General features: G+C 70.4%; 22 protein-coding genes and 1 tRNA gene. 8 read left to right on the forward strand and 15 right to left on the reverse strand.

The genetic code is table 11. The features are described from left to right. Positions 1-3 precede the first annotated feature (3 nt). From FK531_RS04410 to FK531_RS04420, 3 genes are read right to left on the reverse strand one after another with little or no spacing between them, the layout of a single operon-like run. The gene (locus FK531_RS04410) at positions 4-1155 is read right to left on the reverse strand and encodes a cystathionine gamma-synthase (protein WP_142095557.1); all 1152 of its coding nucleotides are present in this window, start codon (positions 1153-1155) and stop codon (positions 4-6) included. Positions 1156-1176: 21 nt separating this feature from the next. After that, positions 1177-1722 carry a hypothetical protein gene (locus tag FK531_RS04415; RefSeq protein WP_142095559.1) on the reverse strand — a complete coding sequence of 182 codons (546 nt, stop codon included), beginning with the start codon at positions 1720-1722 and terminating at the stop codon, positions 1177-1179. 46 nt (positions 1723-1768) lie between these two features. Continuing rightward, positions 1769-3151, reverse strand: coding sequence for a cystathionine beta-synthase (locus tag FK531_RS04420; protein ID WP_142095561.1), 1383 nt, complete (start codon positions 3149-3151; stop codon positions 1769-1771). Between the two features lie 120 nt (positions 3152-3271). On the opposite strand from FK531_RS04420, the gene FK531_RS04425 reads away from it, so the two are divergent. The 6 genes from FK531_RS04425 (at position 3272) to hutG (ending at position 11202) form a co-directional block, all read left to right on the forward strand. Beyond that, positions 3272-4330 (forward strand): SGNH/GDSL hydrolase family protein, encoded by a 1059-nt coding sequence (locus tag FK531_RS04425; protein WP_142095563.1) that lies wholly within the window; start codon positions 3272-3274, stop codon positions 4328-4330. Between the two features lie 61 nt (positions 4331-4391). Further along, entirely contained in the window at positions 4392-5609 is a 1218-nt protein-coding gene (locus tag FK531_RS04430) for an acetyl-CoA C-acetyltransferase (protein WP_142095565.1), read from the forward strand. Positions 5610-5756: 147 nt separating this feature from the next. Further along, on the forward strand, positions 5757-7457 hold the full coding sequence (gene hutU, locus FK531_RS04435; RefSeq protein ID WP_142095567.1) for a urocanate hydratase: 1701 nt from the start codon (positions 5757-5759) through the stop codon (positions 7455-7457). Positions 7458-7508: 51 nt separating this feature from the next. Continuing rightward, positions 7509-9065 (forward strand): histidine ammonia-lyase, encoded by a 1557-nt coding sequence (gene hutH / locus FK531_RS04440; protein WP_142095569.1) that lies wholly within the window; start codon positions 7509-7511, stop codon positions 9063-9065. Next, complete coding sequence (gene hutI, locus FK531_RS04445; RefSeq protein ID WP_142095571.1) at positions 9062-10240, forward strand: imidazolonepropionase; 1179 nt, start codon at positions 9062-9064, stop codon at positions 10238-10240. Before hutH ends, hutI begins: the two co-directional genes overlap by 4 nt. After that, entirely contained in the window at positions 10237-11202 is a 966-nt protein-coding gene (gene hutG / locus FK531_RS04450) for a formimidoylglutamase (RefSeq protein WP_142095574.1), read from the forward strand. The genes hutI and hutG overlap by 4 nt, the downstream gene beginning before the upstream one ends. Before the next feature lie 77 nt (positions 11203-11279). Here hutG and FK531_RS04455 read toward each other — a convergent pair whose 3' ends face one another. The 6 genes from FK531_RS04455 to FK531_RS04480 form a co-directional block, all read right to left on the reverse strand. Then, entirely contained in the window at positions 11280-12149 is an 870-nt protein-coding gene (locus FK531_RS04455) for a type IV toxin-antitoxin system AbiEi family antitoxin (protein WP_142095576.1), read from the reverse strand. Positions 12150-12306: 157 nt separating this feature from the next. Beyond that, the gene (locus tag FK531_RS04460; RefSeq protein ID WP_142095578.1) at positions 12307-13155 is read right to left on the reverse strand and encodes a Bax inhibitor-1/YccA family protein; all 849 of its coding nucleotides are present in this window, start codon (positions 13153-13155) and stop codon (positions 12307-12309) included. A 232-nt stretch (positions 13156-13387) separates the two neighbouring features. Then, entirely contained in the window at positions 13388-14524 is a 1137-nt protein-coding gene (locus FK531_RS04465; RefSeq protein WP_142095580.1) for a class I SAM-dependent methyltransferase, read from the reverse strand. A gap of 30 nt (positions 14525-14554) precedes the next feature. Beyond that, positions 14555-15238, reverse strand: coding sequence for a nitroreductase (locus FK531_RS04470; RefSeq protein WP_142095582.1), 684 nt, complete (start codon positions 15236-15238; stop codon positions 14555-14557). Continuing rightward, positions 15235-16011 (reverse strand): M23 family metallopeptidase, encoded by a 777-nt coding sequence (locus FK531_RS04475; RefSeq protein WP_181762817.1) that lies wholly within the window; start codon positions 16009-16011, stop codon positions 15235-15237. The genes FK531_RS04470 and FK531_RS04475 overlap by 4 nt, the downstream gene beginning before the upstream one ends. Before the next feature lie 124 nt (positions 16012-16135). After that, entirely contained in the window at positions 16136-16801 is a 666-nt protein-coding gene (locus tag FK531_RS04480; protein WP_246097872.1) for a M23 family metallopeptidase, read from the reverse strand. 284 nt (positions 16802-17085) lie between these two features. On the opposite strand from FK531_RS04480, the gene FK531_RS04485 reads away from it, so the two are divergent. Continuing rightward, positions 17086-17535: a DUF8021 domain-containing protein gene (locus FK531_RS04485; protein WP_142095586.1), complete on the forward strand. Its 450-nt coding sequence runs from the start codon at positions 17086-17088 to the stop codon at positions 17533-17535. A 177-nt stretch (positions 17536-17712) separates the two neighbouring features. Here the strand turns inward: FK531_RS04485 and FK531_RS04490 are convergent. The 6 genes from FK531_RS04490 to FK531_RS04515 form a co-directional block, all read right to left on the reverse strand. Further along, positions 17713-17786, reverse strand: a tRNA-Leu gene (locus FK531_RS04490). An 84-nt stretch (positions 17787-17870) separates the two neighbouring features. Next, positions 17871-18815, reverse strand: a complete 945-nt coding sequence (locus FK531_RS04495; protein WP_142095588.1) for a Ppx/GppA phosphatase family protein — start codon at positions 18813-18815, stop codon at positions 17871-17873. Continuing rightward, positions 18812-19378 carry a DUF501 domain-containing protein gene (locus tag FK531_RS04500; protein WP_246097874.1) on the reverse strand — a complete coding sequence of 189 codons (567 nt, stop codon included), beginning with the start codon at positions 19376-19378 and terminating at the stop codon, positions 18812-18814. Before FK531_RS04500 ends, FK531_RS04495 begins: the two co-directional genes overlap by 4 nt. Then, entirely contained in the window at positions 19375-20079 is a 705-nt protein-coding gene (locus FK531_RS04505; RefSeq protein WP_142095590.1) for an FtsB family cell division protein, read from the reverse strand. Before FK531_RS04505 ends, FK531_RS04500 begins: the two co-directional genes overlap by 4 nt. 23 nt (positions 20080-20102) lie before the next feature. After that, complete coding sequence (eno, locus tag FK531_RS04510) at positions 20103-21398, reverse strand: phosphopyruvate hydratase (RefSeq protein WP_142095592.1); 1296 nt, start codon at positions 21396-21398, stop codon at positions 20103-20105. Positions 21399-21557: 159 nt separating this feature from the next. Next, complete coding sequence (locus FK531_RS04515; RefSeq protein WP_435531021.1) at positions 21558-22301, reverse strand: lytic transglycosylase domain-containing protein; 744 nt, start codon at positions 22299-22301, stop codon at positions 21558-21560. 162 nt (positions 22302-22463) lie between these two features. Here FK531_RS04515 and efeU point away from each other — a divergent pair, with 162 nt between their 5' ends. Then, positions 22464-23375, forward strand: coding sequence for an iron uptake transporter permease EfeU (gene efeU / locus FK531_RS04520; RefSeq protein ID WP_142095596.1), 912 nt, complete (start codon positions 22464-22466; stop codon positions 23373-23375). The last annotated feature ends 13 nt before the right edge of the window (positions 23376-23388 follow it).

Here is a 23388-nt window from a genome sequence, read left to right on the forward strand (position 1 = left end):
GATCTATCGCAGCGCCTGCGCCACGTCGGCGAGCAGGTCCTCGGCGTCCTCGATGCCGACCGACAGTCGCACCAGGTCCTCGGGCACCTCGAGCGCCGAACCGGCCGTCGAGGCATGCGTCATCGCGCCCGGATGCTCGATCAGCGACTCGACGCCGCCGAGCGACTCCGCGAGGGTGAAGATCTCGGTGCGCGAGCAGAAGTCGAGCGCCGCCTGCTTGCCGCCGGACAGGCGCACGGAGATCATGCCGCCGAACCGTCGCATCTGCTTGGCCGCAACCGCGTGCCCCGGATGCGACTCGAGGCCCGGGTAGATCACCTGCGAGACCGCGGCGTGCCCGGTGAGCAGCTCGACGATCTTCTCGGCATTGTCGCTGTGCCGCTCCATCCGCAGCGCCAACGTCTTGATGCCGCGCATCGTCAGGTACGCGTCGAACGGTCCGGGCACGGCGCCCGCACCGTTCTGCAGGAACGCGAACGCGGTGTCGAGTTCCTCGTCGTTGGTCACCAGCGCGCCGCCGACCACGTCCGAGTGCCCGCCGATGTACTTGGTGGTCGAGTGCAGCGCAATGTCCGCTCCGAGTGCCAGCGGCTGCTGCAGGTACGGGGAGGCAAAGGTGTTGTCCACGACGATCTTTGCGCCCGCCTCGTGCGCGACCGCGGACAGCGCCTCGATGTCGCCGATGTTGAGCAGCGGGTTGGTCGGCGTCTCGACCCACACCAGCTTGGTGTTCGGGCGGATCGCGGCACGCACGGCGTCGACGTCGGACACCGCGGCCGGGGTGTACTCGATGCCCCACTGGGTGAACACCTTGTCGATCAGCCGGAACGTTCCGCCGTACGCGTCGTTCGGGATGACGAGGTGATCGCCCGGGCGCAGCGCGGAGCGCAGCAGGCAATCGGTCGCCGCCATGCCCGACGCGAACGCGCGGCCGTAGCTGCCGCCCTCGAGCGCCGCCAGGTTGGCCTCGAGCGGGCGGCGGGTCGGGTTGCCGGTGCGCGCGTACTCGAAGCCGTTGCGCATGCCGCCGACGCCGTCCTGGGCGAAGGTCGAACTGGCGTAGATCGGCACGTTCACCGCACCGGTCTGCGGGTCCGGTTCGTAGCCTGCGTGGACGGCCCTGGTGGAGAATCCGTGCTGCTGCTGCTCGCTCATGGCGACCAGCCTAGCGATCCGCTACTTGCCGAGAAACTGGGCAATGCTCACGGCCGCGTCGAGATAGTGCTGCCAGTCATCCGATCTGCCGAGCGTGCCTGCGTCCACGCTACGTCCGGGCATCGCGATGGTGGCCAGACTGTCGGTGACCCGCAGTGCGACGCCGCCGAGCGCGGTGACCCGCGGATCGTCCACAACGCTGAGACTCCCGCGACCGCGCATCGAGTCGATCATCGCCGCGGTGAATCCGTTGTCCTTGACGCCGGCGAACAGGTTGTCCCCCACGCCGATCGGCGCGCCGTCCGTCCACAGGCAGATCGGCGCGGCGCTGCCCGGCATCGTCGTCTGCTTGGACAGCGTCATCCCCGCGACGAATGCGCCCAGCGCCCGGTCGAGCGTCGCGCAGTCCGGCAGCGCAGTGACCGGCTGCCCGCCGCCACTGCCGGCGGAGGTCGTCACCGCGCCCGGTTCCGCGACCGCCGACCCGCGGGTCACCGACCCGCAGCCCGTCGCCAGCACCGCGATCACCGCGGCGACCGCCCCCACCCGTATCCGTCGATCCCCCATGACAGGCGATCGTAGGGCACCGGGGCCGGCCGCTCTCCCCGCCGAGTTACGCGCCCGCGCTGAGGAATCCGAGCAGGTCGTGTCGGGTGATGACGCCGACCGGCTTGCCGTCGTCGACGACCATCAGCGCGTCGGACTCGCCGAGCGCCTTCGTCGCGGCGGTCACGGGCTCGCCGGAACCGATCAGCGGGAACGGCGCGCTCATGTGCTTGGCGACCGGATCCGCGAGCTGCGCACGCCCCTCGAACACCGCCGAGAGCAGGTCGCGTTCGGTGACGCTGCCCGCGACCTCGCCGGCCATCACCGGCGGCTCGGCCCCGACGACCGGCATCTGCGAGACGCCGTACTCGCGCAGGATCTCGATGGCGTCGCGCAGCGTCTCCGACGGGTGCGTGTGCACCAGGTCCGGCAGCTCACCGGACTTGCCGCGCAACACGTCCCCGACGGTCGGCTCGTGGGTCTTGCCGTCCAGCGGGGTCCGCAGGAAGCCGTAGGACGCCATCCACTTGTCGTTGAAGATCTTCGACAGGTAGCCGCGACCACCGTCGGGTAGCAGGACCACGACCACCGCGTCCGGGTCGCGCTCGGCCACGCGCAGGGCCGCGACGACCGCCATGCCGCAGGAGCCGCCGACCAGCAGGCCCTCCTCGCGGGCCAGGCGACGCGTCATGTCGAACGAGTCGGCGTCCGAGACCGCGATGATCTCGTCCGGGATCGACGGGTCGTAGGCGGTGGGCCAGAAGTCCTCACCGACGCCCTCGACGAGGTACGGCCGACCGGTGCCGCCGGAGTACACCGAGCCCTCCGGGTCGGCACCGATGACCTTGACCTTCCCGCCCGAGACCTCCTTGAGGTAGCGGCCGGTGCCGGTGATGGTGCCGCCGGTTCCGACGCCCGCGACGAAGTGGGTGATCTTGCCCTCGGTGTCGCGCCAGATCTCCGGACCGGTGGTCTCGTAGTGGCTGTCCGGCCCGCCCGGGTTGGAGTACTGGTCCGGCTTCCAGGCGCCGGGGATCTCCTTGACCAGACGGTCGGAGACGTTGTAGTAGCTGTCCGGGTGGTCGGGCGCGACGGCGGTCGGGCAGACCACGACCTCGGCGCCGTAAGCCTTCAGGACGTTGCGCTTGTCCTCGCTGACCTTGTCGGGGCACACGAACACACACTTGTAGCCGCGCTGCTGGGCAACGAGAGCCAGACCGATACCCGTGTTGCCGGAGGTCGGCTCGACGATGGTTCCGCCCGGCTTCAGTGCACCCGACGCCTCCGCCGCGTCGACCATCTTGACCGCGATGCGGTCCTTCGAGCTGCCGCCCGGGTTGAGGTACTCGATCTTGGCCGCGACCAGGCCCGAGCCGGGTTCGACCACCGAGTTCAGCTTGACCAGCGGGGTGTTTCCGATGAGGTCCACGACGTGATCCGCGATGCGCATGACTCCATGGTCCCAGAGGCCGCGTCGACGGCAACACGTGGACCGCTCGCCACGACGCACCGCCGCGATTGGCACTAGATTCGAGGTGTCAGCTTCGCGCCGAGGGGAGGGGTGGTCGCTGTGCCCACCAGCGGATGGAAGACCGCCGCGAAGGCGGGTGCGGCCGCGGCCGTTGCGGGGTCCTCGGCGGGCACGGCGTCGTGGGCGCTCTACAACTACCTGATGGGGCAGGCCAGCGCCGCACGCGGGGTGATCGGCCGCAACGTGGCGAAACCGCCCGAGGCCGACGGGGTGTACACCGCGGGCTGCGTCGCCCCGCAGCCGTGGCGGCCCGGGGTGGAGTGGGACATCTACCTGATGATCTTCGGCGACTCGACCGCGGCCGGGGTCGGCTGCGCCAGTGCCGACGAGGTGCCGGGCGTCCGGCTGGCCCGCGGCCTCGCCGACGAGACCGGCAAGCGGGTGCGGCTGAGTACGAAGGCGATCGCCGGGGCCACCTCCAAGGGCCTCGAGGGGCAGGTCGACGCGATGTTCATCGCCGGGCCGCCGCCGGACGCGGCGGTGATCCTGATCGGCGCGAACGACGTCACCGCGAAGAACGCGATCCACGCGTCCGCCCGCCGCCTCGGCGACGCCGCAGCGCGCCTGCGCCTCGGCGGCAGCGTCGTCGTGGTCGGCACCTGTCCCGACCTGGGCGTCGTGGGTGCGATCCCGCAACCCCTGCGCACGGTGGTCCGGCGGTGGGGTCAACTGCTGGCCCGGGCCCAAACCGCGGCCGTGCTCGAGGCGGGCGGGCACCCGGTCGCGCTGGCGGACCTGCTGGCCCCCGAATTCCTGGCCGCACCCGACGCGATGTTCTCCGCGGACCACTTCCATCCGTCGGCCGCGGGGTACGAACTCGCCGCCAGACAGTTGCTTCCCGTCCTCGCCGCAGCGCTCGGTGAGTGGGACGGTGGTCCGCTGCCCACCCTGCCGCAGGTGTCCGAGGCCGCCGAGGCCAAACGGATCGGATCGCGAATCAGCGCTGCCGCCAACCACTTTCTGCGTCGCCGCGAGCTCGAACGGCGGCCCGCCGCGGTCGGCGACGACACCGAACGGGCAATCGCCGAGCCCCGCGCGGCCCCGCCCGAACCCGTCGATGACCGACTGCGTCGTCAGCGCGCGGAAAGCGCCACGTAACGTCTGAGCCAAACCACCCGTGTCCGCGTCATGTACACAAGCAAAGAAATAAGGAGTTCTCATGCCTGAGGCAGTCATTGTCTCCGCCGTGCGCTCGCCCATCGGCCGCGCCGGAAAGGGTTCGCTCAAGGACATTCGCCCGGACGACCTGGCCGCTCAGATGGTCGCCGCCGCCCTCGCCAAGGTCCCGGAGCTCGACCCCGCCGAGATCGACGACCTGATCATGGGTTGTGGCCAGCCGGGCGGACAGTCCGGCTACAACATCGCCAAGATCGTCGCCACCACGCTCGGGTACGACTTCCTGCCCGGCGTGACCGTCAACCGCTACTGCTCCTCGTCGCTGCAGACCACCCGGATGGCCATGCACGCCATCCGCGCGGGCGAGGGTGACGTGTTCATCTCCGCCGGCGTCGAGTCGGTGTCCAGCTTCGCCACCGGCAGCGCCGACGGCTGGCCGAACACCAAGAACGCCCGCTACGCGGACGCCCAGGCCCGCACCGAGCTGGCCACCCAGGGTGGCGTCGCGTGGAAGGACCCCCGCGAGGACGGCCTGACCCCCGACATCTACATCGCGATGGGCCAGACCGCCGAGAACGTCGCGTCCCTGACCGGCATCAGCCGCGAGGACCAGGACCGCTGGGGCGTGCGCAGCCAGAACCGCGCCGAGGAGGCCATCAACCGCGGCTTCTTCGCGAACGAGATCACCCCGGTCACCCTCGCCGACGGCACCGTCGTCAGCACCGACGACGGTCCGCGCGCCGGCACCGCCTACGAGAAGATCAGCCAGCTCAAGCCGGTCTTCCGTCCCGACGGCACCGTCACCGCCGGCAACGCCTGCCCGCTCAACGACGGCGCGGCCGCGCTCGTCATCATGAGCGACACCAAGGCCAAGGCCCTCGGCCTGACCCCGCTGGCGCGCGTCGTCTCCACCGCCGCCACCGGCCTGTCCCCCGAGATCATGGGCCTGGGCCCGATCGAGGCCGTCAAGAAGGCCCTCGGCTACGCGAAGATGACCACCTCGGACATCGACCTGTACGAGATCAACGAAGCGTTCGCGGTGCAGGTCATCGGCTCCGCCCGCGCGCTGGACCTCGACGAGGACAAGATCAACATCTCGGGCGGCGCGATCGCCCTGGGCCACCCGTTCGGCATGACCGGTGCCCGCATCACCAACACCCTGCTCAACAACCTGCGCGAGCAGGACAAGACCTTCGGCGTCGAGACCATGTGCGTCGGCGGCGGCCAGGGCATGGCGATGGTGCTCGAGCGCCTGAGCTAGTTCTTCGCGTCCACGAACGGGCGGTTTCCTGGCGGGTCACTCGACCGATGCTCAGGGAATCGCCCGTTCGTCGTTCACGGACAAAACAGGACAGCGAGCTCGGTGGTTGTACAAGAATGGACTCACTCTCGCCTCGAGGAGTACCCGATGGACATCACCTCTCCCGGCCACGAGGCCCGGCCCGTACGCGCCCCCCGCGGCTCCGAGCTGAACACCCTCGGGTGGCAGCAGGAGGGCGCGCTGCGCATGCTCATGAACAACCTCGATCCCGAGGTCGCCGAGCACCCCGACAACCTGGTGGTCTACGGCGGCACCGGCCGCGCCGCACGCAGCTGGGCCGCGTTCGACGCGATGGTCGCGACCCTCAAGACGCTGAAGAACGACGAGACCATGCTGGTCCAGTCCGGCAAGCCGGTCGGCGTCTTCCGCACCAACGAGTGGGCGCCGCGCGTGCTCCTCGCGAACTCCAACCTCGTCGGCGACTGGGCCAACTGGGAGCAGTTCCGCAAGCTCGAGGCCGAGGGCCTGATGATGTACGGCCAGATGACCGCCGGGTCCTGGATCTACATCGGCACCCAGGGCATCCTGCAGGGCACCTACGAGACCTTCGGCGCGATTGCCCGCAAGTTCGCGGCCTCTGGTCGGCATGGACACGGTGACGGCACCCTGGCCGGCACGATCACCCTGACCGCGGGCATGGGCGGCATGGGTGGCGCGCAGCCGCTGGCCGTCACCATGAACGACGGCGTCGCGATCTGCGTCGACTGCGACGTCACCCGCATCGACCGCCGCATCGCCCACGAGTATCTCGACGCCAAGGCCGACAGCATCGAGCACGCCCTGCAGCTGGCCACCGAGGCCCGCGACGCTCGCAAGCCGCTGTCCGTCGGCATCGTCGGCAACGCCGCCGAGATCTTCCCGGCCCTGCTCGCGATGGACGCGCCCATCGACATCGTCACCGACCAGACGTCGGCGCACGACCCGCTGTCCTACCTGCCGCTCGGCGTCGAGTTCGCCGACATGAAGACCCTCGCTGCCAAGGACCCCGAGCACTTCACCGAAGAGGCACGCAAGTCGATGGCCGCGCATGTCGAGGCGATGGTCGGCTTCCAGGACAAGGGTGCCGAAGTCTTCGACTACGGCAACTCGATCCGCGACGAGGCACGCAAGGCCGGCTACGACCGCGCGTTCGCGTTCCCCGGCTTCGTACCGGCCTACATCCGCCCGCTGTTCGAGGAGGGCCTCGGCCCGTTCCGTTGGGCCGCGCTGTCCGGCGACCCGAAGGACATCGCCGCCACCGACGAGGCGATCCTCGAGCTGTTCCCGGAGAACGAGCACCTGGGGCGCTGGATCGAGATGGCCGGCGAGAAGGTCGCCTTCCAGGGCCTGCCCGCCCGCATCTGCTGGCTCGGCTACGGCGAACGTCACAAGGCCGGCTTGAAGTTCAACGAGATGGTCGCCTCCGGCGAGCTGTCCGCTCCGATCGCGATCGGCCGCGACCACCTGGACTCCGGCTCCGTCGCCTCGCCGTACCGCGAGACCGAGGCGATGAAGGACGGCTCCGACGCGGTCGCCGACTGGCCGCTGCTCAATGCCCTCGTCAACACCGCGTCCGGCGCGTCCTGGGTGTCGATCCACCACGGCGGCGGCGTCGGCATGGGCCGCTCCATCCACGCCGGTCAAGTGTGCATCGCCGACGGCACCGAGCTGGCCGCCAAGAAGATCGAAGCCGTGCTGACCAACGACCCGGGCATGGGCGTCATCCGACACGCCGACGCCGGGTACGAGCACGCCATCGACACCGCCCGCGAGCGCGGCATCCGGATCCCGATGCAGGAGAACCGCTGAGCCACAGCCCGATCCCCGAAATCCGGGCCCTCTACTGACATTGGAGCCGTCGTGACCCACCCCGCCGACACCCCCACCGTCGAGGTCGGCCTCGGACCCGTCACCATCGCGGACGTCGTCGACGTCGCGCGCCGCGGCCACGGTGTCCGACTGAGTGCCGAGTCGCTCGCCGCGATGGCCGCCACCCGCACCCACATCGAGGACCTCGCCGCGAGCCCGGTCCCGGTGTACGGGGTCTCCACGGGCTTCGGCGCCCTCGCCACCCGGCACATCCCGCCGAACCTGCGAACCCGGTTGCAGCGCAGCCTGATCCGCTCCCATGCCGCCGGGTCCGGCCCGGAGGTCGAGCGGGAGGTCGTGCGCGCGCTGATGCTGCTGCGTCTGTCGACCCTCGCGACCGGACGCACCGGCGTCCGCCCCGAGGTCGCGCAGGCCTACGCCGACCTGCTGACGACGGGGATCACCCCGGTGGTCTACGAGTACGGCAGCCTCGGCTGCTCCGGCGACCTCGCCCCGCTCGCACACGTCGCCCTCGCGGTCATGGGCGAGGGCACCGTCCGTATCGCCGACGGACGCCTTCTCCCGGCTGCCGACGCCCTCGCCGAGCACGGCCTCACACCGGTCGTCCTCGCCGAGAAGGAGGGCCTGGCGCTGATCAACGGCACCGACGGCATGCTCGGACAGTTGGCGCTGGCGATCACCGACCTGGACCACCTGCTCAAGCTCGCCGACGTGGCCGCGGCGATGAGCGTCGAGGGTCTGCTCGGCACCGACCGGGTGTTCGCCGCGGACCTGCAGGCACTGCGCCCGCACCCCGGCCAGGCCGCGGCCGCCGCGAACATGACGCGACTGCTCGCCGGTTCGCCGATCGTCGCGTCCCACGCCGGACCCGAGGACACCCGCGTCCAGGACGCCTACTCGCTGCGCTGCGCCCCTCAGGTCGCCGGCGGCGCCCGCGACACCGTCGAGCACGCCCGCACCGTCGCGGTGCGCGAACTGGCTTCCACCATCGACAATCCGGTAGTGACCTTCGACGGCCGCGTGGAGTCCAACGGCAACTTCCACGGCGCACCGGTCTCGTACGTGCTCGACTTCCTCGCCATCGTCGCGGCCGACGTTGCGAGCATCAGCGAACGCCGCACCGACCGGTTCCTCGACGTCGCCCGCAATCACGGACTGCCGCCGTTCCTCGCCGACGACCCCGGCGTCGACAGCGGACTGATGATCGCCCAGTACACCCAGGCCGCGATCGTTTCCGAGCTCAAGCGCCTCGCGGTGCCGGCGAGCGTCGACTCGATCCCGTCCTCCGCAATGCAGGAGGACCACGTGTCGATGGGCTGGTCGGCGGCCCGCAAGCTGCGCCGGTCGATCGATGGACTGACCCGAGTACTGTCCGTTGAAATCCTCGCCGCGGCACGGGGAATCGACCTGCGTGCTCCGTTGCAGCCCGGCGCGGGCACCGGAGCGGTGCTGCGGATGCTGCGGACCGTGGTCCCCGGCCCCGGCACGGACCGCCACCTCGCCCCGGAGATCGAGCGGGCCGTCGAACTCGCCATGTCGGGCGCGCTGGTCGCGGCTGCGGAGGACGCGGTCGGGGCCCTGCGGTGAGCAGGTCCGCACGGACCCGGGCCCTGACGAACATCGGCACCCTCGTCACCAACGATCCCGGTCTCGGCGAGGGAGTGCTCGGGGTTCGCCGCGACGCCGCGATCGTCTTCGAGGACGGGGTGGTGGCGTGGGTCGGCAACTCCGCCGACGCACCGGCTGCCGACGCCGGACACGACCTCGGCGGCCGGGCGGTCCTGCCCGGGTTCGTCGAGAGCCACTCGCACCTGGTGTTCGCGGGTGAGCGTGCCGAGGAGTTCGCGGCCCGGATGTCCGGCGAGAAGTACGCCGCCGGCGGCATCCGCACCACCATCGAGGCCACCCGCGCCGCGAGCGACGAGCAGCTCGCCGCCAACGTGCGGCGCCTCCTCGACGAGTCGCGGCGCTCGGGCAGCACCACCGTCGAAATCAAGTCCGGCTACGGACAGTGCACACGGGACGAGCTCCGCAGCGTGCAGATCGCGAGCCGGTTCACCGACGAGGTCACGCTCCTGGCGGCTCACGTCCCGCCGCCGGAGTACGCGGGCCGCGCCGACGAATACGTCACGATGGCGGTCGACGAGATGATCCCCGCCTGTGCCCCGCACGCCAAGTGGATCGACGTGTTCTGCGAGCGCGGCGCGTTCACCCTCGAGCAGTCGCGCGCCGTTCTGCGCGCCGGCGTCGCGCACGGCCTGATCCCCCGGGTGCACGGCAACCAGCTCGGTGAGGGCCCCGGTGTACAGCTGGCCGTCGAGATGGGCGCCGCGTCCGTCGACCACGTCACCTACGTGAACCAGGCCGACATCGACGCCCTCGCAGGCAGCTCGACGGTGGCGACGCTGCTACCGGGCGCCGACTTCTCCACCCGAAACCAGTACCCCGGAGCCCGGGCCCTGCTCGCCGCGGGCGTCACGGTCGCGCTCGGCGCGGACTGCAATCCGGGCACCTGCTACACCACCAGCCTGCCGTTCTGCATCGCGATCGCGGTCCGGGACATGCACATGACGCCCGCGGAGGCCGTCTGGGCGGCGACCGCCGGCGGCGCGAGGGCTCTGCAGCGCGAGGACGTGGGCAGCCTGAGGATCGGCGCCCGCGCCGACGCGATCGCCCTGGATGCCCCGTCGTACCTGCACCTCGCCTACCGGCCGGGGGTGCCACTGGTCCGCGAGGTCTGGAAGGACGGTGTGCTCGCATGAGCCACGACATCGCTGTCGACATCGCGCCGCAGCCGTGGACCGGTCGGTCCGACGGAGAGTCGCCCGAACACCTGCGCTGGCACCACGCGATCACGCCGTACTCCGCCGAGCCCGGCGTCGGTAGCGTCCTGATCGGCTTCGCCAGCGACGAGGGTGTGCGACGCAACAAGGGCCGACGCGGCGCGGCCGCCGGACCGGACGCCCTGCGCGCGGCGCTCGCGTCGATGGCGCTGGCGCAGCCGCTGCCACTCGAGGACGCCGGCACGATCGCCGTCACCGGGGAAGACCTCGAAGTCTGCCAGGCTGCCCTCGGCCGGGCCGTCGCCACCGCCATCGACGCGGGCAGGCTGCCGGTGGTGCTCGGCGGCGGCCACGAGGTGGCCTTCGGCACCTACCAGGGCGTCGCGGCCGCCCAGCTGCGTCGGGCCCGCCCCCGGCTGGGGATCTTGAACCTCGACGCGCACTTCGACCTGCGCGGCGACCCCGTGCCCAGCTCCGGCACCTCGTTCCGGCAGATCGCCGAGGCCGAGCACGCGGCCGGCACCGCACACCGTTACGACGTTCTCGGCATCAGCCAGCCCAGCAACACCACGGCCCTGTTCGACACCGCGCACCGGCTCGGCGTCCGCTACCTGCTCGACGAGCGTTGCGGCGTCGCGGATCGCGCGGAGGTGGACGAGTTCGTCTCGACCTTCCTCGACGACGTCGACCTGGTCTACCTGACCATCGACCTCGACGTGCTGCCCGCCGGCGTCGCCCCCGGCGTCAGCGCCCCGGCCGGATACGGCGTGCCGCTCGAGATCATCCAACGGGTCTGCGACCGCGTCACCACCAGCGGCAAGCTCGCTGTGGTCGACGTCGCGGAGCTGAACCCGACGTTGGACGTCGACAACCGCACCGCGCGCACCGCGGCCCGACTGCTGCACCGCATCGTCACCGCGCACGTCGCGCCCGCACGCTGACGCTGACGCACTGACGCCGAACGGGCGATTCCCTGAGCATCGGCCGAGAGGCTTTCCAGGAAACCGCCCGGTCGTCGTCAGACCGGGGCGCCGGCCGCGCGGAGTTTGCCGCGAACCCGGCGGACCAGATCGCCCGGTCGGTCGTACAGCAGCTCCGCGCCGACGCGGACCACCGTCCACCCGAGCGCCTCGATCCGTGCCAACCGCTCGATGTCCCACGCCCGCTGACGCCGATCCTTCCAATGGTGCTCGCCGTCGTATTCGACCAGCACCGACCACTCCCGCCAGCCCAGGTCTGAGCGCGCGAACTCCCAGCCGTCGTTGTCGACGATCACGATCTGTGTCTCGGGGCGCGGCAGTCCGGCATCGACGATGACCAGCCGGGTGTGGGTTTCGGGCGGTGACTCCGCGCCACCGTCGACGTCCGGCAGGATCGAGCGCAGTCGGACGAGTCCCCGGGCCCGCGGGTGCCGTTCCGCGAGCCGCGCGATCTCCTCGGGCTTGAGTCCCGTAGAACTGCACAGGGCGTCGAGCGCGACGATCGCCGGGATCCGCGGCAGCCGGCGACCGAGGTCGAACGCCGCGCGAGCAGGGGTCGCGGTTCGGATACCGTCAACGACGGTCGCCTCGCCGGGTTCGAGCCGGAAGTCGTGAACGAGGAGCTTCGTCGTCGACCGGTGATGTCCCTCGCGGATGACCTCGGCGGGCTCTCCCGGATCGATCCACGTGGACCCGTGCAGGGCAGCAGCCGAGAAGCCGGTCAGGGTCGCGTCCGGACCGGCGAACAGCCACGCCGCGCGGGCCCGCACAGCGGCGGTGAGCTCGGTGCGCTTGCTGAGGTAAACGCCCTGGTAGATGCGTGCGAAGTCGTGGTAGAGCTCGTGCTGTGTCAGCAGTCCGTCGGCAACCGCATGTGAGCCGAGAAATGGTGCGTCATATCCCCCCATCACCTCAGCGTGCCGTCTCGGCGCGCCCGAAATCGCGGGCGACCTTCAGCCTGTGGACAAGTCGCACCGTTGTCCACAACGGCGAACGGGCGATTCCCTGAGCATCGGCCGAGAGGCCTGCCAGGAAACCGCCCGTTCGCGGTGAAGCGTGCTGCTGCTAGTCGTTGTTGAAGTAGCTCAGCAGTCGCAGGATCTCGACGTACAGCCACACCAGCGTGACGGTGAGACCGAATGCGACGCCCCAGGCCGCCTTCTCCGGCGCCTGCGCGCGGATCAGCTGGTCGGCGGCGTCGAAGTCCAGCAGGAAGCTGAACGCGGCGATGCCGATGCAGACGAGGCTGAAGACGATCGCGAGGCCGCCGCCGTCACGAAGGCCGAGACCGCCCGAGATGAAGAAGCTGGCGACCAGGTTGCCGAGCGCGAGGACCACGACGCCGATCAGGGCGCCGACGATCATCCGGGTCAGCCGTGGGGTGACGCGGATGGCGCCGGTCTTGTAGACCACGAGCATGCCGAAGAACACACCGAAGGTGCCGAGCACGGCCTGCCCGATCAGTGCGGTGCCGCCGACGCCGCCGAACTCGATGTTCGTGAACATGAACGACAGCGCGCCCAGGAACACACCCTCGGCCGCGGCGTAGGCCAGCACGATCGCCGGGTTGTCCATCTTGCGACCGAAGGTGGCCACCAGGACCAGGACCAGGCCGACGAGGCCGCCCACGATGACGAACGGGCCGGCGAGGCTCGTGTTCCCGTGGACCAGGCTGTAGGAGATGATCGCGGCGATGGACAGCACACCGAGCGTGATGCCGGTCTTGGTGACCACGTCGTCGATCGTCATGGCCCGCTGCGCGGGACCGGTCGTGTAGGGCTCGGCCTGGGTGTACTGCGGCTGGCCGAACTGCTGAGTCATCTGCCCGGCGCCCGCCGTGGCAGAACCGAACGAGGCGTATCCGCCCTCCTGCTTGGGGAGGTTGCGGAACACCGGGTTGCTGGTGGTGCGCACCGTGCGTGTCCCTTCTTTCGTGGACCCTCGCGGGGGTCTGTCGCGCCATTGTGGCCCGACCGCTGCGGGTTCGCACCCGCTCCTGTTTGGTCAAACGACTGGCATCCACCCGGAAGTTCCCGTCGCGACCTGCGCGACCGAAACCATGGTCGGACAAAACGGACTCTACCGTCCGCCGAGGTGCCGTCGCGACCGTCTGCGCGCCACTCGCCCCCTCCATCGAGGAGCGAGCTCACTGCCCCTTGACGGAGCGGGTGACGGTGAACTTCGGGTTGCGCCCGACCTCCTCGGTCCGCCCGACGAGCACACGCAGCGAACTCCGGTAGGCCAGGTGCGAGTTGTAGACGGTCCACAATTCCCCGCCTGGTCGCAGCACCCGGCCCGCCGCGCGGAACATCGCCTGCGCCGCGCCGGTGTGCACCGCCGCGCCGACATGGAACGGCGGATTGCACACGATCAGGTCCACCGAGTTGTCGCCGAGGCTCGACATGACATCGTCGCGCAGCGCGGTGACCCGGTCGCCGACGCCGTTCGCTGCCGCTGTTGCCGCGGCCGAGTCGACGGCCGCCGCGGACTGGTCCGTCGCGATCACGGCGAGCTCGGGTCGCACCCGGGCGAGCGCGACCGCGAGAATGCCCGTCCCGCACCCGAGGTCGACGGCGTCACGGGCGGACAGCTCGGTTCGGGGCAGGAAGTCGAGCAGGAAGCGGGTGCCGATGTCGAGTTTGGTGCCCGCGAACGCCGCCCCGTGCGCGACGACCTCCAGGTCCAGTTCCTCGATCCGCTCGCGCAGCGGGAAGGTCGGTGCCACCGGAGCAGGCAGTGCGCCGCGCGCGACGAGCACCCTCGACTTCTGCCGCGCGAGGGTCGCGTGGACGTGGGTGAAGCTGCGGGCGAGCACCTCGTTCATCGCGACCGACAGGTGCTTGACGCGACCGCCCGCGTACACCACGACGTCCGGGTCGCCGTAGCGGGCGATCGCCTCCGCGATCTCGGCGAGTGCGGTGAGGCTGCGCGGCAGTTGCAGCAGCACCACCGTGGCACCGGTCAACAGATCCGCGTCGAGCGCGCAGTGCCGGAAGCTGTCGACGAGCCCGGCACGCTCCGCATTCGCGGTCAGTGCACGCTCGCCGGTGAGCGGATCCTGGTGCACCCGAACGTCGTTCGTACCGAATCCGGCAACGGCACCGAGGGTAAGCGCGCCGTACCGGTCGCCGATCACCGTGACCGTCCCCGGCCGCGCCGCCAGCAGGGCCTGCCCGGCCTCGTCGAGGATCAGCCGGTCCGCGCCGTCGACGGCGAACAGGTTCGGCGCCTCCACGTCGGGGAAGCGTCGCAGCTGGGCGAGGAGTTCTTCGGGAACCGGCACGCGGTCCAGTGTTTCAGGTGGGCCGGCGCACTACCGCGACACCCAGCTGACCACAGCGTCCTGGTCGGCCCGGGTGGTGCGGAAGCCGTTCGCCGGGTGTTCGATGTCCGGATAGCCGAACGAGATGGCGCACACGACGTTTCGCCCCTCGGGGATGCCGAAGAAGTCGCGCAGGTAGGGCGAGCAGCCGGCCAGCGCGGCCTGCGGGATGGTCGCGACTCCGAGGCTCTGCGCGGCGAGCAGGAAGGTGCCCACGTAGAGACCGCAGTCCACGGCGCCGTACGTGCCGAGTGCCTCGTCCGTGGTCACGACCGCCACGTGCGGCGCGTCGAACAGGTCGAAGTTACGCATGGTCTGCTGCGCCGAGGCCGCGCGGTCGCCGGCGATGCCGAGACTCGAGTAGAGCTGCAGTGCGCACTCGCGGCGGCGGTCGCGGTACACGCCGTGGTACTCACGCGGGAACTCGATGTCGCTGGCCTGCGCGACCGTGCGCAGTGCCTCGGCGAGCCCGACACGGAAACGGTCGGTCGCCTCGCCCTCGGTGATCGCAACCTGCCAGGGCTGCGTGTTGCACCAGGACGGGGTGCGCTGCGCCAGCGTGAGGATCTGCTCGATCACCTCGTGCGGAACCTGGTCCGGCAAGAACGCGCGGCAGCTGTACCGGGTGTCGAGCAGTTCGGTGAGAGATTGTGCTGTGAGGGTCGACTCGGTCACTGGTCGTTGTGTCCGTTGCCGGTCCAGGTGACCGAGACACCGTTGTCGCGCAACCACTTTGCGGGGTCGATCTTGGTTCCGGCCGGGTCCCAGACCTCGAAGTGCAGGTGCGGACCCGTGGACTCGCCACGGTTGCCGACGGTCGCGATCTGCTGGCCCGCGACGACCTGCTGGCCCACCTGGACCTGGTAGTCGTTGACGTGGCCGTACACCGTGATCGTGCGGTCCTCGTTCATCACCCGGACCCACTGGCCGAACCCGGAGGCCGGGCCGGCGGAGATGACGGTGCCGTCGGTGGCGGACCTAATCGGAGTCCCGATCGGGGCGGCGATGTCGAGACCGCCGTGGTGGGCGCCCCAGCGCGAGCCGAAGTCGGAGGTCAGCGTGCCCGACACGGGTTGGACGGTGCGCGCCTTGAGCGGACTGAGCTGCTTGACCTGATCGTTCACCCACTGCTTCGCGGTGGCGAACCCGGGAATCGAGTCGGCGGCCGGTACGTCCGGCACCTCGATCGAGGTGGGCAGTTCGACGCCCGCGGGCAGCAGGTTCGCCGCCTCGGCGGGCAACGTCGGCAACTGGATCGGGGCAGCGGAGGCACTGGCCGCGCCGAGCTGGGCCCCGCCGGCGAGGATCGCACCGGTCGCCGCGGCGACGGTCGCGGCCTTGACACCGGCGCCGCTTCCCGACGTCTGCGCGCGGTGACGCCCGCGCATCGCGTCCGGATCGACGCGGAACGCCGTCGCGCGATTGTTCGACCTTCGGTGATCTCCCACGGCGTCAGTACCTCATCCGTTGTCGGCTGGCGGGGCACTTTCCGTGCGCACCGTTTGTCCGGTCCGAACATAACAAAACGATATCGGCGCCGTCTACCGTTACCGGATCTTGATGTTGAACGGGTCAGGAACCCCAGGTCACGCCGACGCCCCGGTCGGCGAGCCACGCGCTCGGGTTCGTCCGGTTGCCGTTCGCGTCCCACGTCTCGAAGTGCAGGTGAGGCCCGGTCGACTCGCCGCGGCTGCCGACGGTCGCGATCTGCTGACCTGCCTCGACGCGCTGGCCGACACTCACCAGGTAGGTCTCGACGTGGCCGTAGACGGTGACGACGCCGTCGTCGTGCCGCACGCGCACCCACTGCCCGAATCCGGACGCGGGGCCGGCGGAGATGACCTCGCCCGCCGCGGCGGACTTGATCGGGGTGCCCATCGGGGCGGCAATGTCGATGCCACCGTGCTGAGTACCCCAGCGCGCGCCGTATCCGGAGCTCAAGGTGCCCGCGACAGGCTGAACGGTCAGGGCCTTCGGCGCGACGCTACCGGCACCCAGGGAGCCGACGAAGTCGGTCAGCCACTGACCGGCCGGGCCGGGCGGCGTCTCGATCACGGGGACCACAACACCGGCGGGGAGCACGCCGGGGGCGACCTGCAGCGGCGCCGCGGAGGCGCTCGCGGCACCGAGCTGGGCTCCGCCGGCCAGGATGGCGCCGGTCGCGACCGCGACAGTCGCAAGCTTGAGGCGGGTGGGCAGTGCGTGAGAACGATTGAACGTCCTGTGGTGAATCGCCACAGTTACTTCCTTCATCTTCGTCGGCTCGGCCGAGCTCCCGCTTCCGCGGCCTCGGTCCCCGTCGCAAACGAAGGTAACGACTTGGTATCAACTCGTCGATCGTGACCAAATATTTATCAAAGTATGATCTTGCTTTACGCCGTAAGGGCAGCGCTGTGCGCAGCGACTATGCGGATTCGACCGGCCCGGACATGACTCCGGTCACATAACGCCTGGTCTGCGCGTTTTTCACGGTGATCGCCCGGTTGCGGCCCGGATGAAACCGGTTCTGGCTACGATGCGCCATGCGCACCCTCCGAAACCTCGCCCTGTCCGCCGCCGGCGTCGCAGTGGTACTGACCACCGGCTCCGGAATTGCCGCCGCTGCGCCGAACGCCGCCGACACTCCACGCGAGGCGATCGCCCGTGCCTACATCGACGCTCTGGTCTCACACAACGCGGCCGACGTCCGGTTCGCCCCCGACGCGACCCGAGTGGAGGCCGGCCTCAAAACCGGCTTCTCCGGCCCACAGATGACGCGGGACCTGGAGCAGGGTCTGCAGTACCGGGTCATCCAGGGCATCCGAGACCTCGAGATGTCCGAGGCCGGCAATACGGTCTCCACGACGTACCTGCTGGACGCGGGCGTCGCGGGCACCAAGTTGATGACCGTCGAGATCACCGAGACCTTCGACGTCCCGGACGGCACGATCCACGCCATCGTCGCGGACATTGCGCCGAAGTCGCTGTCATAGACCGCGGTCGCCGACTCGCCGGTCTGGTACGCGCGAGTAACGAACCTTCTTCGCTACCGTGATGCCCGCGTCGCCCCTCCAGTGACGCAGACCCCACCAGCCTTGCCCTCCCTCGCGCTGGTGGGGTCATTCATGTGCCGGGACGTCCGCCTTCGTGGCTCGTGCGTTCCGCACCTGTGCCCCCACCGGGACTCGAACCCGGACTGAGCGGATTTTAAGTCCGCTGCCTCTGCCAATTGGGCTATGGGGGCGTGGCCGCTCGCCACCCGGCCGAGCCGAAGGTGGCTGCACGGGATGCTAGCGTGCCGACCCGCCCCGACAGCAGGTCTTCACCGTCACAGGATCGAGAGTGCGATCCCGTCCAGGATGTCGTGCTCGCTGACCACGAGTTCGTCGATGCCTGCGCGCCGCGCCAACTCCTCGGCCAGCGTGTCGGCGACGATCGCTCCCCCGCCGATCACGTCGACCCGTCCCGGATGCATCGGGCCGATGGCCGCCCGCTGCTCGTGGGTCATGTGCAGCAATCGAGCGTCCACTTCGTGCAGCCGCGGCAGCGACATCCGCGACAGGTGCACCCGCTCCGCGTCGTAGTGCGGCAGGTCCAGGGAGACCGCGGCGAGGGTCGTCATGGTTCCGGCCACGCCCACCCAGGTGTGCGCCTGCTCGACGGGCACCCGCTCGAACGCCTCGGCCAGCTTCGCCGACGCGAACTCGCGCGCCTGCGCGATCTGCTCGGCGGTCGGCGGGTCGTCGTGCAGGCACCTCTCGGTGATCCGTACGCAGCCGATGTCGGTGGAGTAGGCCGCCCGCACGCCGTCGCCGTCGCCGAGCACCACCTCGGTGGACCCGCCACCGAGGTCCACCACCACGAAAGGCCCTGTCGCCGGGTCGAGTTCACCGACGGCACCGGAGAACGACAGTCGCGCCTCCTCGTCGCCGGTGATCACCTCGGCCTGTGCCCCGGCGATCACCGCGCCGAGCACCTCGCGGGTCATGGCGAAGAAGTCCTCGCGGTTGGCAACGTCGCGGGTCGCGGAGGTCGCGACCATCCGCACGGCGGTCGCGCCGGTCTCCCGGATCATCCCGGCATACTCTTCGAGCGCGACGCGGGTCCTCGCAATCGCCTCGGGCGCGAACTCGCCGGTCGCGTCGACACCCTGACCGAGGCGCACCACCCGCATCTCGCGGCGGACGTCGTGCAGCCGGCCGGACTCGTCGGCGTCGGCGATCAGCAACCTGATCGAGTTCGTGCCGCAGTCGACGGCGGCGACCCGGGTCATTCGGCGTCGCCCTCCGCGCGCCCACCCTCGGGGCCCTGGTACTCCGGCCAGTCCGCGGGAATCGCGGTGCCGCGCAGTTTGCCGGTGGCCGCGAGGGCCACCGACTCGTCGCCGAGCGGGTTGACGCCCGGTCCCTTGGCGAGCGAATGCGCCATCAGCACATGCAGACACTTGACCCGGTCCGGCATGCCTCCGCCGGTGAAATCCGTTCCGAGTGAGTCAATTTCGTTGCGCTCGGCAAGGTACGACTCGTGTGCCCGTCGGTAGGCGGCGGCCAACTCGGGGTCGGCGGCCAGACGCTCGGTCATCTCGCGCATCACCCCGGCGGACTCCTGCCGGCTCGCCTCAGCGGTCAGCCGCGGGTCGGTCAGGTAGTACAGCGTGGGAAACGGGGTGCCGTCGGGCAGTCGCGGCGCGGTCTTGACCACGCCGGGCGCTCCGTCCGGGGCGCGGTACGCGATGGCGAGCACGCCGCGCGGGTCGCGGCCCAACTGCGCGGCCACCGCCTCCAGGTCCTCGGCGGACACCGCGGGATGGGAATTGCTGTCGGCAGGCTCGGTCACCTGACTGGCCCTCCTTGATCGTGTGGGATGGTCATCGATCCCGGGTTCGCCGGATCGGGCGCGGCAGGCGCCGGGGCGGGCGGTGTCGGCGCCGGCGTGGCCTGCGGTTCGACGATCGGCCGCCACAGGTCGGTGTACCAGGGATTGCCGCTGCGCTTCGGCTTGTTCAGCGTTTCGATCGGCGGTGCCGTGGCACCGGGCAGTTGCACCTGGTACGGCGTCTCGCCGGGCATCACGTACTGCAGCCGGTCGCGGGCCTCGGCCTTGATCCGCGCCGGGTCGTTGCTCTGCTGCTTCTCGCGGGTCAGCCGCGCGACATCGTCCTCGAGTTGCTGCTGCTGGTCGGCGAGCTGCTCGGCTTCGCCGCGCTGAGTCAGGTAGGTGCGCAACGGCATTGCCAGCGTCAGCGCCAGCGCACACACCACCACGGCAAGCGTCACCGCCTTCGCGGTGGACAGGCCGAGAAAGGTGCGTTCCGGGTTCTCACCCGACGCACCCTTCCGACGACCGGCCCGCGCGCCCACCGGCTTCTCGGTGGGCGACGCGGCGCCGAGGTCGGGATCGGCGTCACCGGGGACGCCACGGCTGCCCGACGCGGTAGGTCCAACGGACCGGGTGCGCGACGGTCGACGCGCAGCCGCCCCGTCCCGAACCCGACCGCCCGGGCTCTGGCCCGGACGAGACCTACCGCGTCCGCTCACCGCTGCGCCCTACTCCGCCGCGATCAGTTCGCGGAACCGTCGAAGGAGAAGCGCGGGAAGGCCAGCTCGCCGGCGTAGCGGGCGGCGTCACCGAGGGACTCCTCGATGCGCAGCAGCTGGTTGTACTTGGCGACGCGCTCGCTGCGCGCCGGCGCACCGGTCTTGATCTGGCCGCTGCCGACCGCGACCGCGAGGTCCGCGATGGTGGTGTCCTCGGTCTCGCCGGACCGGTGGCTCATCATCGTCTTGTAGCCGTTGCGGTGCGCGAGGTCGACGGCGTCGAGGGTCTCGGTCAGGGTGCCGATCTGGTTCACCTTCACCAGCAGCGCGTTGGCCGCACCCTTGACGATGCCGTCCTCGAGGCGCTCCGGGTTGGTGACGAACAGGTCGTCGCCGACGAGCTGGACCTTGTCGCCGATCGCCTCGGTGAGCGCAACCCAGCCCTCCCAGTCGTCCTCGTCGAGCGGGTCCTCGATGGACACCAGCGGGTAGGCGCCGAGCAGCTCCGCGTAGAACGCGCCCATCTCGGCTGCGGTGCGGTTCTTGCCCTCGAACTTGTATCCCGTTCCGGCGGTGTAGAACTCGGTGGCCGCGACGTCGAGCGCGAGCGCCACGTCGGTGCCCAGCTTGAGGCCGGTCTTGGCGACGGCCTCACCGATCAGGTCGAGCGCCTCCTTGGTGCCCGCGACGTCGGGGGCGAAGCCGCCCTCGTCGCCGAGTCCGGTGGACAGGCCCTTGGCCTTGAGCACCGACTTGAGGGAGTGGTAGACCTCGGCACCCCAGCGCAGCGACTCCTTGAAGGTGGCGGCGCCGACCGGCGCGACCATGAACTCCTGGACGTCGACTCCGGTGTCAGCGTGCGCGCCACCGTTGAGGATGTTCATCATCGGCACGGGCAGCACGTGGGCGTTGGGTCCGCCGACGTAACGGAACAGCTCGAGGCCCGAGGAGTCGGCGGCAGCGCGGGCGACGGCCAGCGACACACCGAGCAGGGCGTTGGCGCCGAGACGGGACTTGTCCGGGGTGCCGTCCGCGTCGAGCAACTCCTGGTCGACGGCCCGCTGCTCGGTGGCATCCATGCCGATGATGGCGGGCGCGATCTCGCCCAGTACCGCCTCGACCGCCTTCTCGACGCCCTTACCGTTGTAGCGGTCGCCGCCGTCACGCAGCTCCACAGCCTCGTGCTCGCCGGTCGAGGCGCCCGAGGGGACCGCGGCGCGGGCGAAGGTGCCGTCGTCGAGCAGCACCTCGACCTCCACCGTGGGGTTGCCTCGGGAATCGAGGATCTCGCGGGCTCCGACCTGCTCAATGATGGCCACGGATGGTTCTCCTTATTGGCGGCTTCGATGTGTTGGCGACGCCAGCGATGCGTGCGGTGACAGCACCGCCGACGATTTCGCTACATAGTGCCAGGTCTGAGCCTAACGGCAGTAACCGGCCAGGACGGTAACGGCGCGCGGTCCTGGGGGAGCTACAGGTCACGGACGGACGCCGACGGAGTAGGCGGCGGCGCGGTCACGGACCTCGGCCAGGTACTCGGTCGACTGGTTGTAGGCCATCAGCGCCCGACGCCAGCCGTCGGCCGCGGTGAGGTCGCCGCCCCGCTCGCACAGGTACCGCGCGGCAGTCAGTGCGGCGTCGTCGATGTTGTCGGGGTCGGCGACGCCGTCACCGTTGGCGTCGACACCCCACCGCTTCCAGGTCTCGGGAATGAACTGCAGCGGCCCCATCGCGCGGTCGTGCACCGGGTCGCCGTCCATCGCGCCACCGTCGGTGTCGGGAATCTCGGCGAGTCCGGGCGCGCCGTCGAGCGGCACCCCGCGGATCGGCGGGCTCACCTTGCCGTCGGGCGCCACCCGCGACCCCCGGTAGGTGCCGTGCCTGCTCTCGACGCCGGCGATACCCGCGATCGTCGTCCACCCGATGCCGCAGTCGGGCCGCGACCGCGCCATCACCGCAGCTGCGTACCCGTACGCCTCGAGCGCGGTCACCGAGATACCGAGCGCATCGGACTGCCCGGCAGCCCAGTCGGCCAACTGCTCGGCGCTGCGTCCGGGGGCGTCGACGTCGATCGGCGGCAACGCCGCGCCGGGGCCCGGTGGGATGCCCTGCGGGATGGCGATCCTCGGTTCGCTCGCGCATCCGGCGAGGACGGCGGCGCCGACCACGACCGCGGCGACGCCGCTGAGGAGTCGCCTGTTCCGGGTGGTCACCGGGTCCATCATCCACGGCACACGGAGGTCGGCGGCGATCCGGGCATATCGGGCGGGGCGACTGCGCGCTTCACGGGCGCCGTGTGGTAAGTGCTACCTTAGTCGGGTTCCAGAGAAGGTTCGCCTTGCCTATATCGCGGCGGGTGGACACGCACAGATGAGGAGCCCTGCGTGCTCATCCTCGCCTCGGGCGCGACCGCGCCGAGCATCGCGACACAACTGTTCGGCAGTGGTCTGATCGGCGTCCGCGAGGGCCTCGAAACCGGCATCGTCGTGATGATCCTGATCGCCTTCCTGGTCAAGTCCGACCGTCGCGACGCCCTCAAATGGGTGTGGCTCGGCGTGGCGGCCGCCGTCGCGATGGTCGCGGGAATCTTCGCGGCCATCCACTTCGGCACCTCCACCGTCACCGGCATGGCCGCCGAACTGATCAGTGGCATCGCCTCACTCGTCGCGGTCGTGATCGTCACCGCCATGGTGCTGTGGATGCGCAAGGCCGCCGCCTCGATCTCCGGGCACCTCAAGGCCGGTATGAGCAAGGCCCTCGCCGTGGGGCCGCTGGCCGTCGCGGCGATGGCATTCTTCGCGGTCGGCCGGGAGGGCGTCGAGACGGCCCTGCTCCTGGTCGGCTACGCCGAGAACGCCGCGGGCAGTGCCTGGCCGCTCGTCGGGCTGATCCTCGGGATCGTGGTCGCCGCCGCGCTCACAGTGCTGCTCTACTTCGGCGCGGTGCGGATCGACTTCGCCAAGTTCTTCCGCTACACCGGCATCTTCCTGATCGTGGTCGCCGCGGGCATCCTCGCGTACGGCGTGCGCGCGCTGCAGATCGCGGGTTGGCTGCCCGGCGGCTCGCACCTCGCGTTCGACGTCTCGTCGGGCTTCGACACCTCCAGCTGGTACGGCACCGTGCTGCAGGGCATCTTCAACTTCCGGCCCGACCCGACCGTGTTCCAGGTGATCGCCTGGCTCGTCTACGTGGTCGTGGTACTGGCACTGTTCCTCCGCCCGACTCCCCCGAAGCCGGCGCAGACCCCTGCTGAGGAGCGCGGCAGCGCCGATCAGACTTCCGACCTCCCCGCATAATCGAAAGGCCCCC

The sequence above is a fragment of the Rhodococcus spelaei genome, assembly GCF_006704125.1.
In the GTDB taxonomy this organism is placed as follows: domain Bacteria; phylum Actinomycetota; class Actinomycetes; order Mycobacteriales; family Mycobacteriaceae; genus Rhodococcus_G; species Rhodococcus_G spelaei.

What these genes read in the sequence shown, in the direction of transcription:
- FK531_RS04410 (WP_142095557.1), bottom strand. Translation starts at nt 1,155, where the DNA reads ATGAGCGAGCAGCAGCAGCACGGATTCTCCACCAGGGCCGTCCACGCA.
- FK531_RS04415 (WP_142095559.1), bottom strand. Translation starts at nt 1,722, where the DNA reads ATGGGGGATCGACGGATACGGGTGGGGGCGGTCGCCGCGGTGATCGCG.
- FK531_RS04420 (WP_142095561.1), bottom strand. Translation starts at nt 3,151, where the DNA reads ATGCGCATCGCGGATCACGTCGTGGACCTCATCGGAAACACCCCGCTG.
- FK531_RS04430 (WP_142095565.1), top strand. Translation starts at nt 4,392, where the DNA reads ATGCCTGAGGCAGTCATTGTCTCCGCCGTGCGCTCGCCCATCGGCCGC.
- hutU (WP_142095567.1), top strand. Translation starts at nt 5,757, where the DNA reads ATGGACATCACCTCTCCCGGCCACGAGGCCCGGCCCGTACGCGCCCCC.
- hutG (WP_142095574.1), top strand. Translation starts at nt 10,237, where the DNA reads ATGAGCCACGACATCGCTGTCGACATCGCGCCGCAGCCGTGGACCGGT.
- FK531_RS04455 (WP_142095576.1), bottom strand. Translation starts at nt 12,149, where the DNA reads ATGGGGGGATATGACGCACCATTTCTCGGCTCACATGCGGTTGCCGAC.
- FK531_RS04485 (WP_142095586.1), top strand. Translation starts at nt 17,086, where the DNA reads ATGCGCACCCTCCGAAACCTCGCCCTGTCCGCCGCCGGCGTCGCAGTG.
- FK531_RS04495 (WP_142095588.1), bottom strand. Translation starts at nt 18,815, where the DNA reads ATGACCCGGGTCGCCGCCGTCGACTGCGGCACGAACTCGATCAGGTTG.
- FK531_RS04515 (WP_435531021.1), bottom strand. Translation starts at nt 22,301, where the DNA reads ATGGACCCGGTGACCACCCGGAACAGGCGACTCCTCAGCGGCGTCGCC.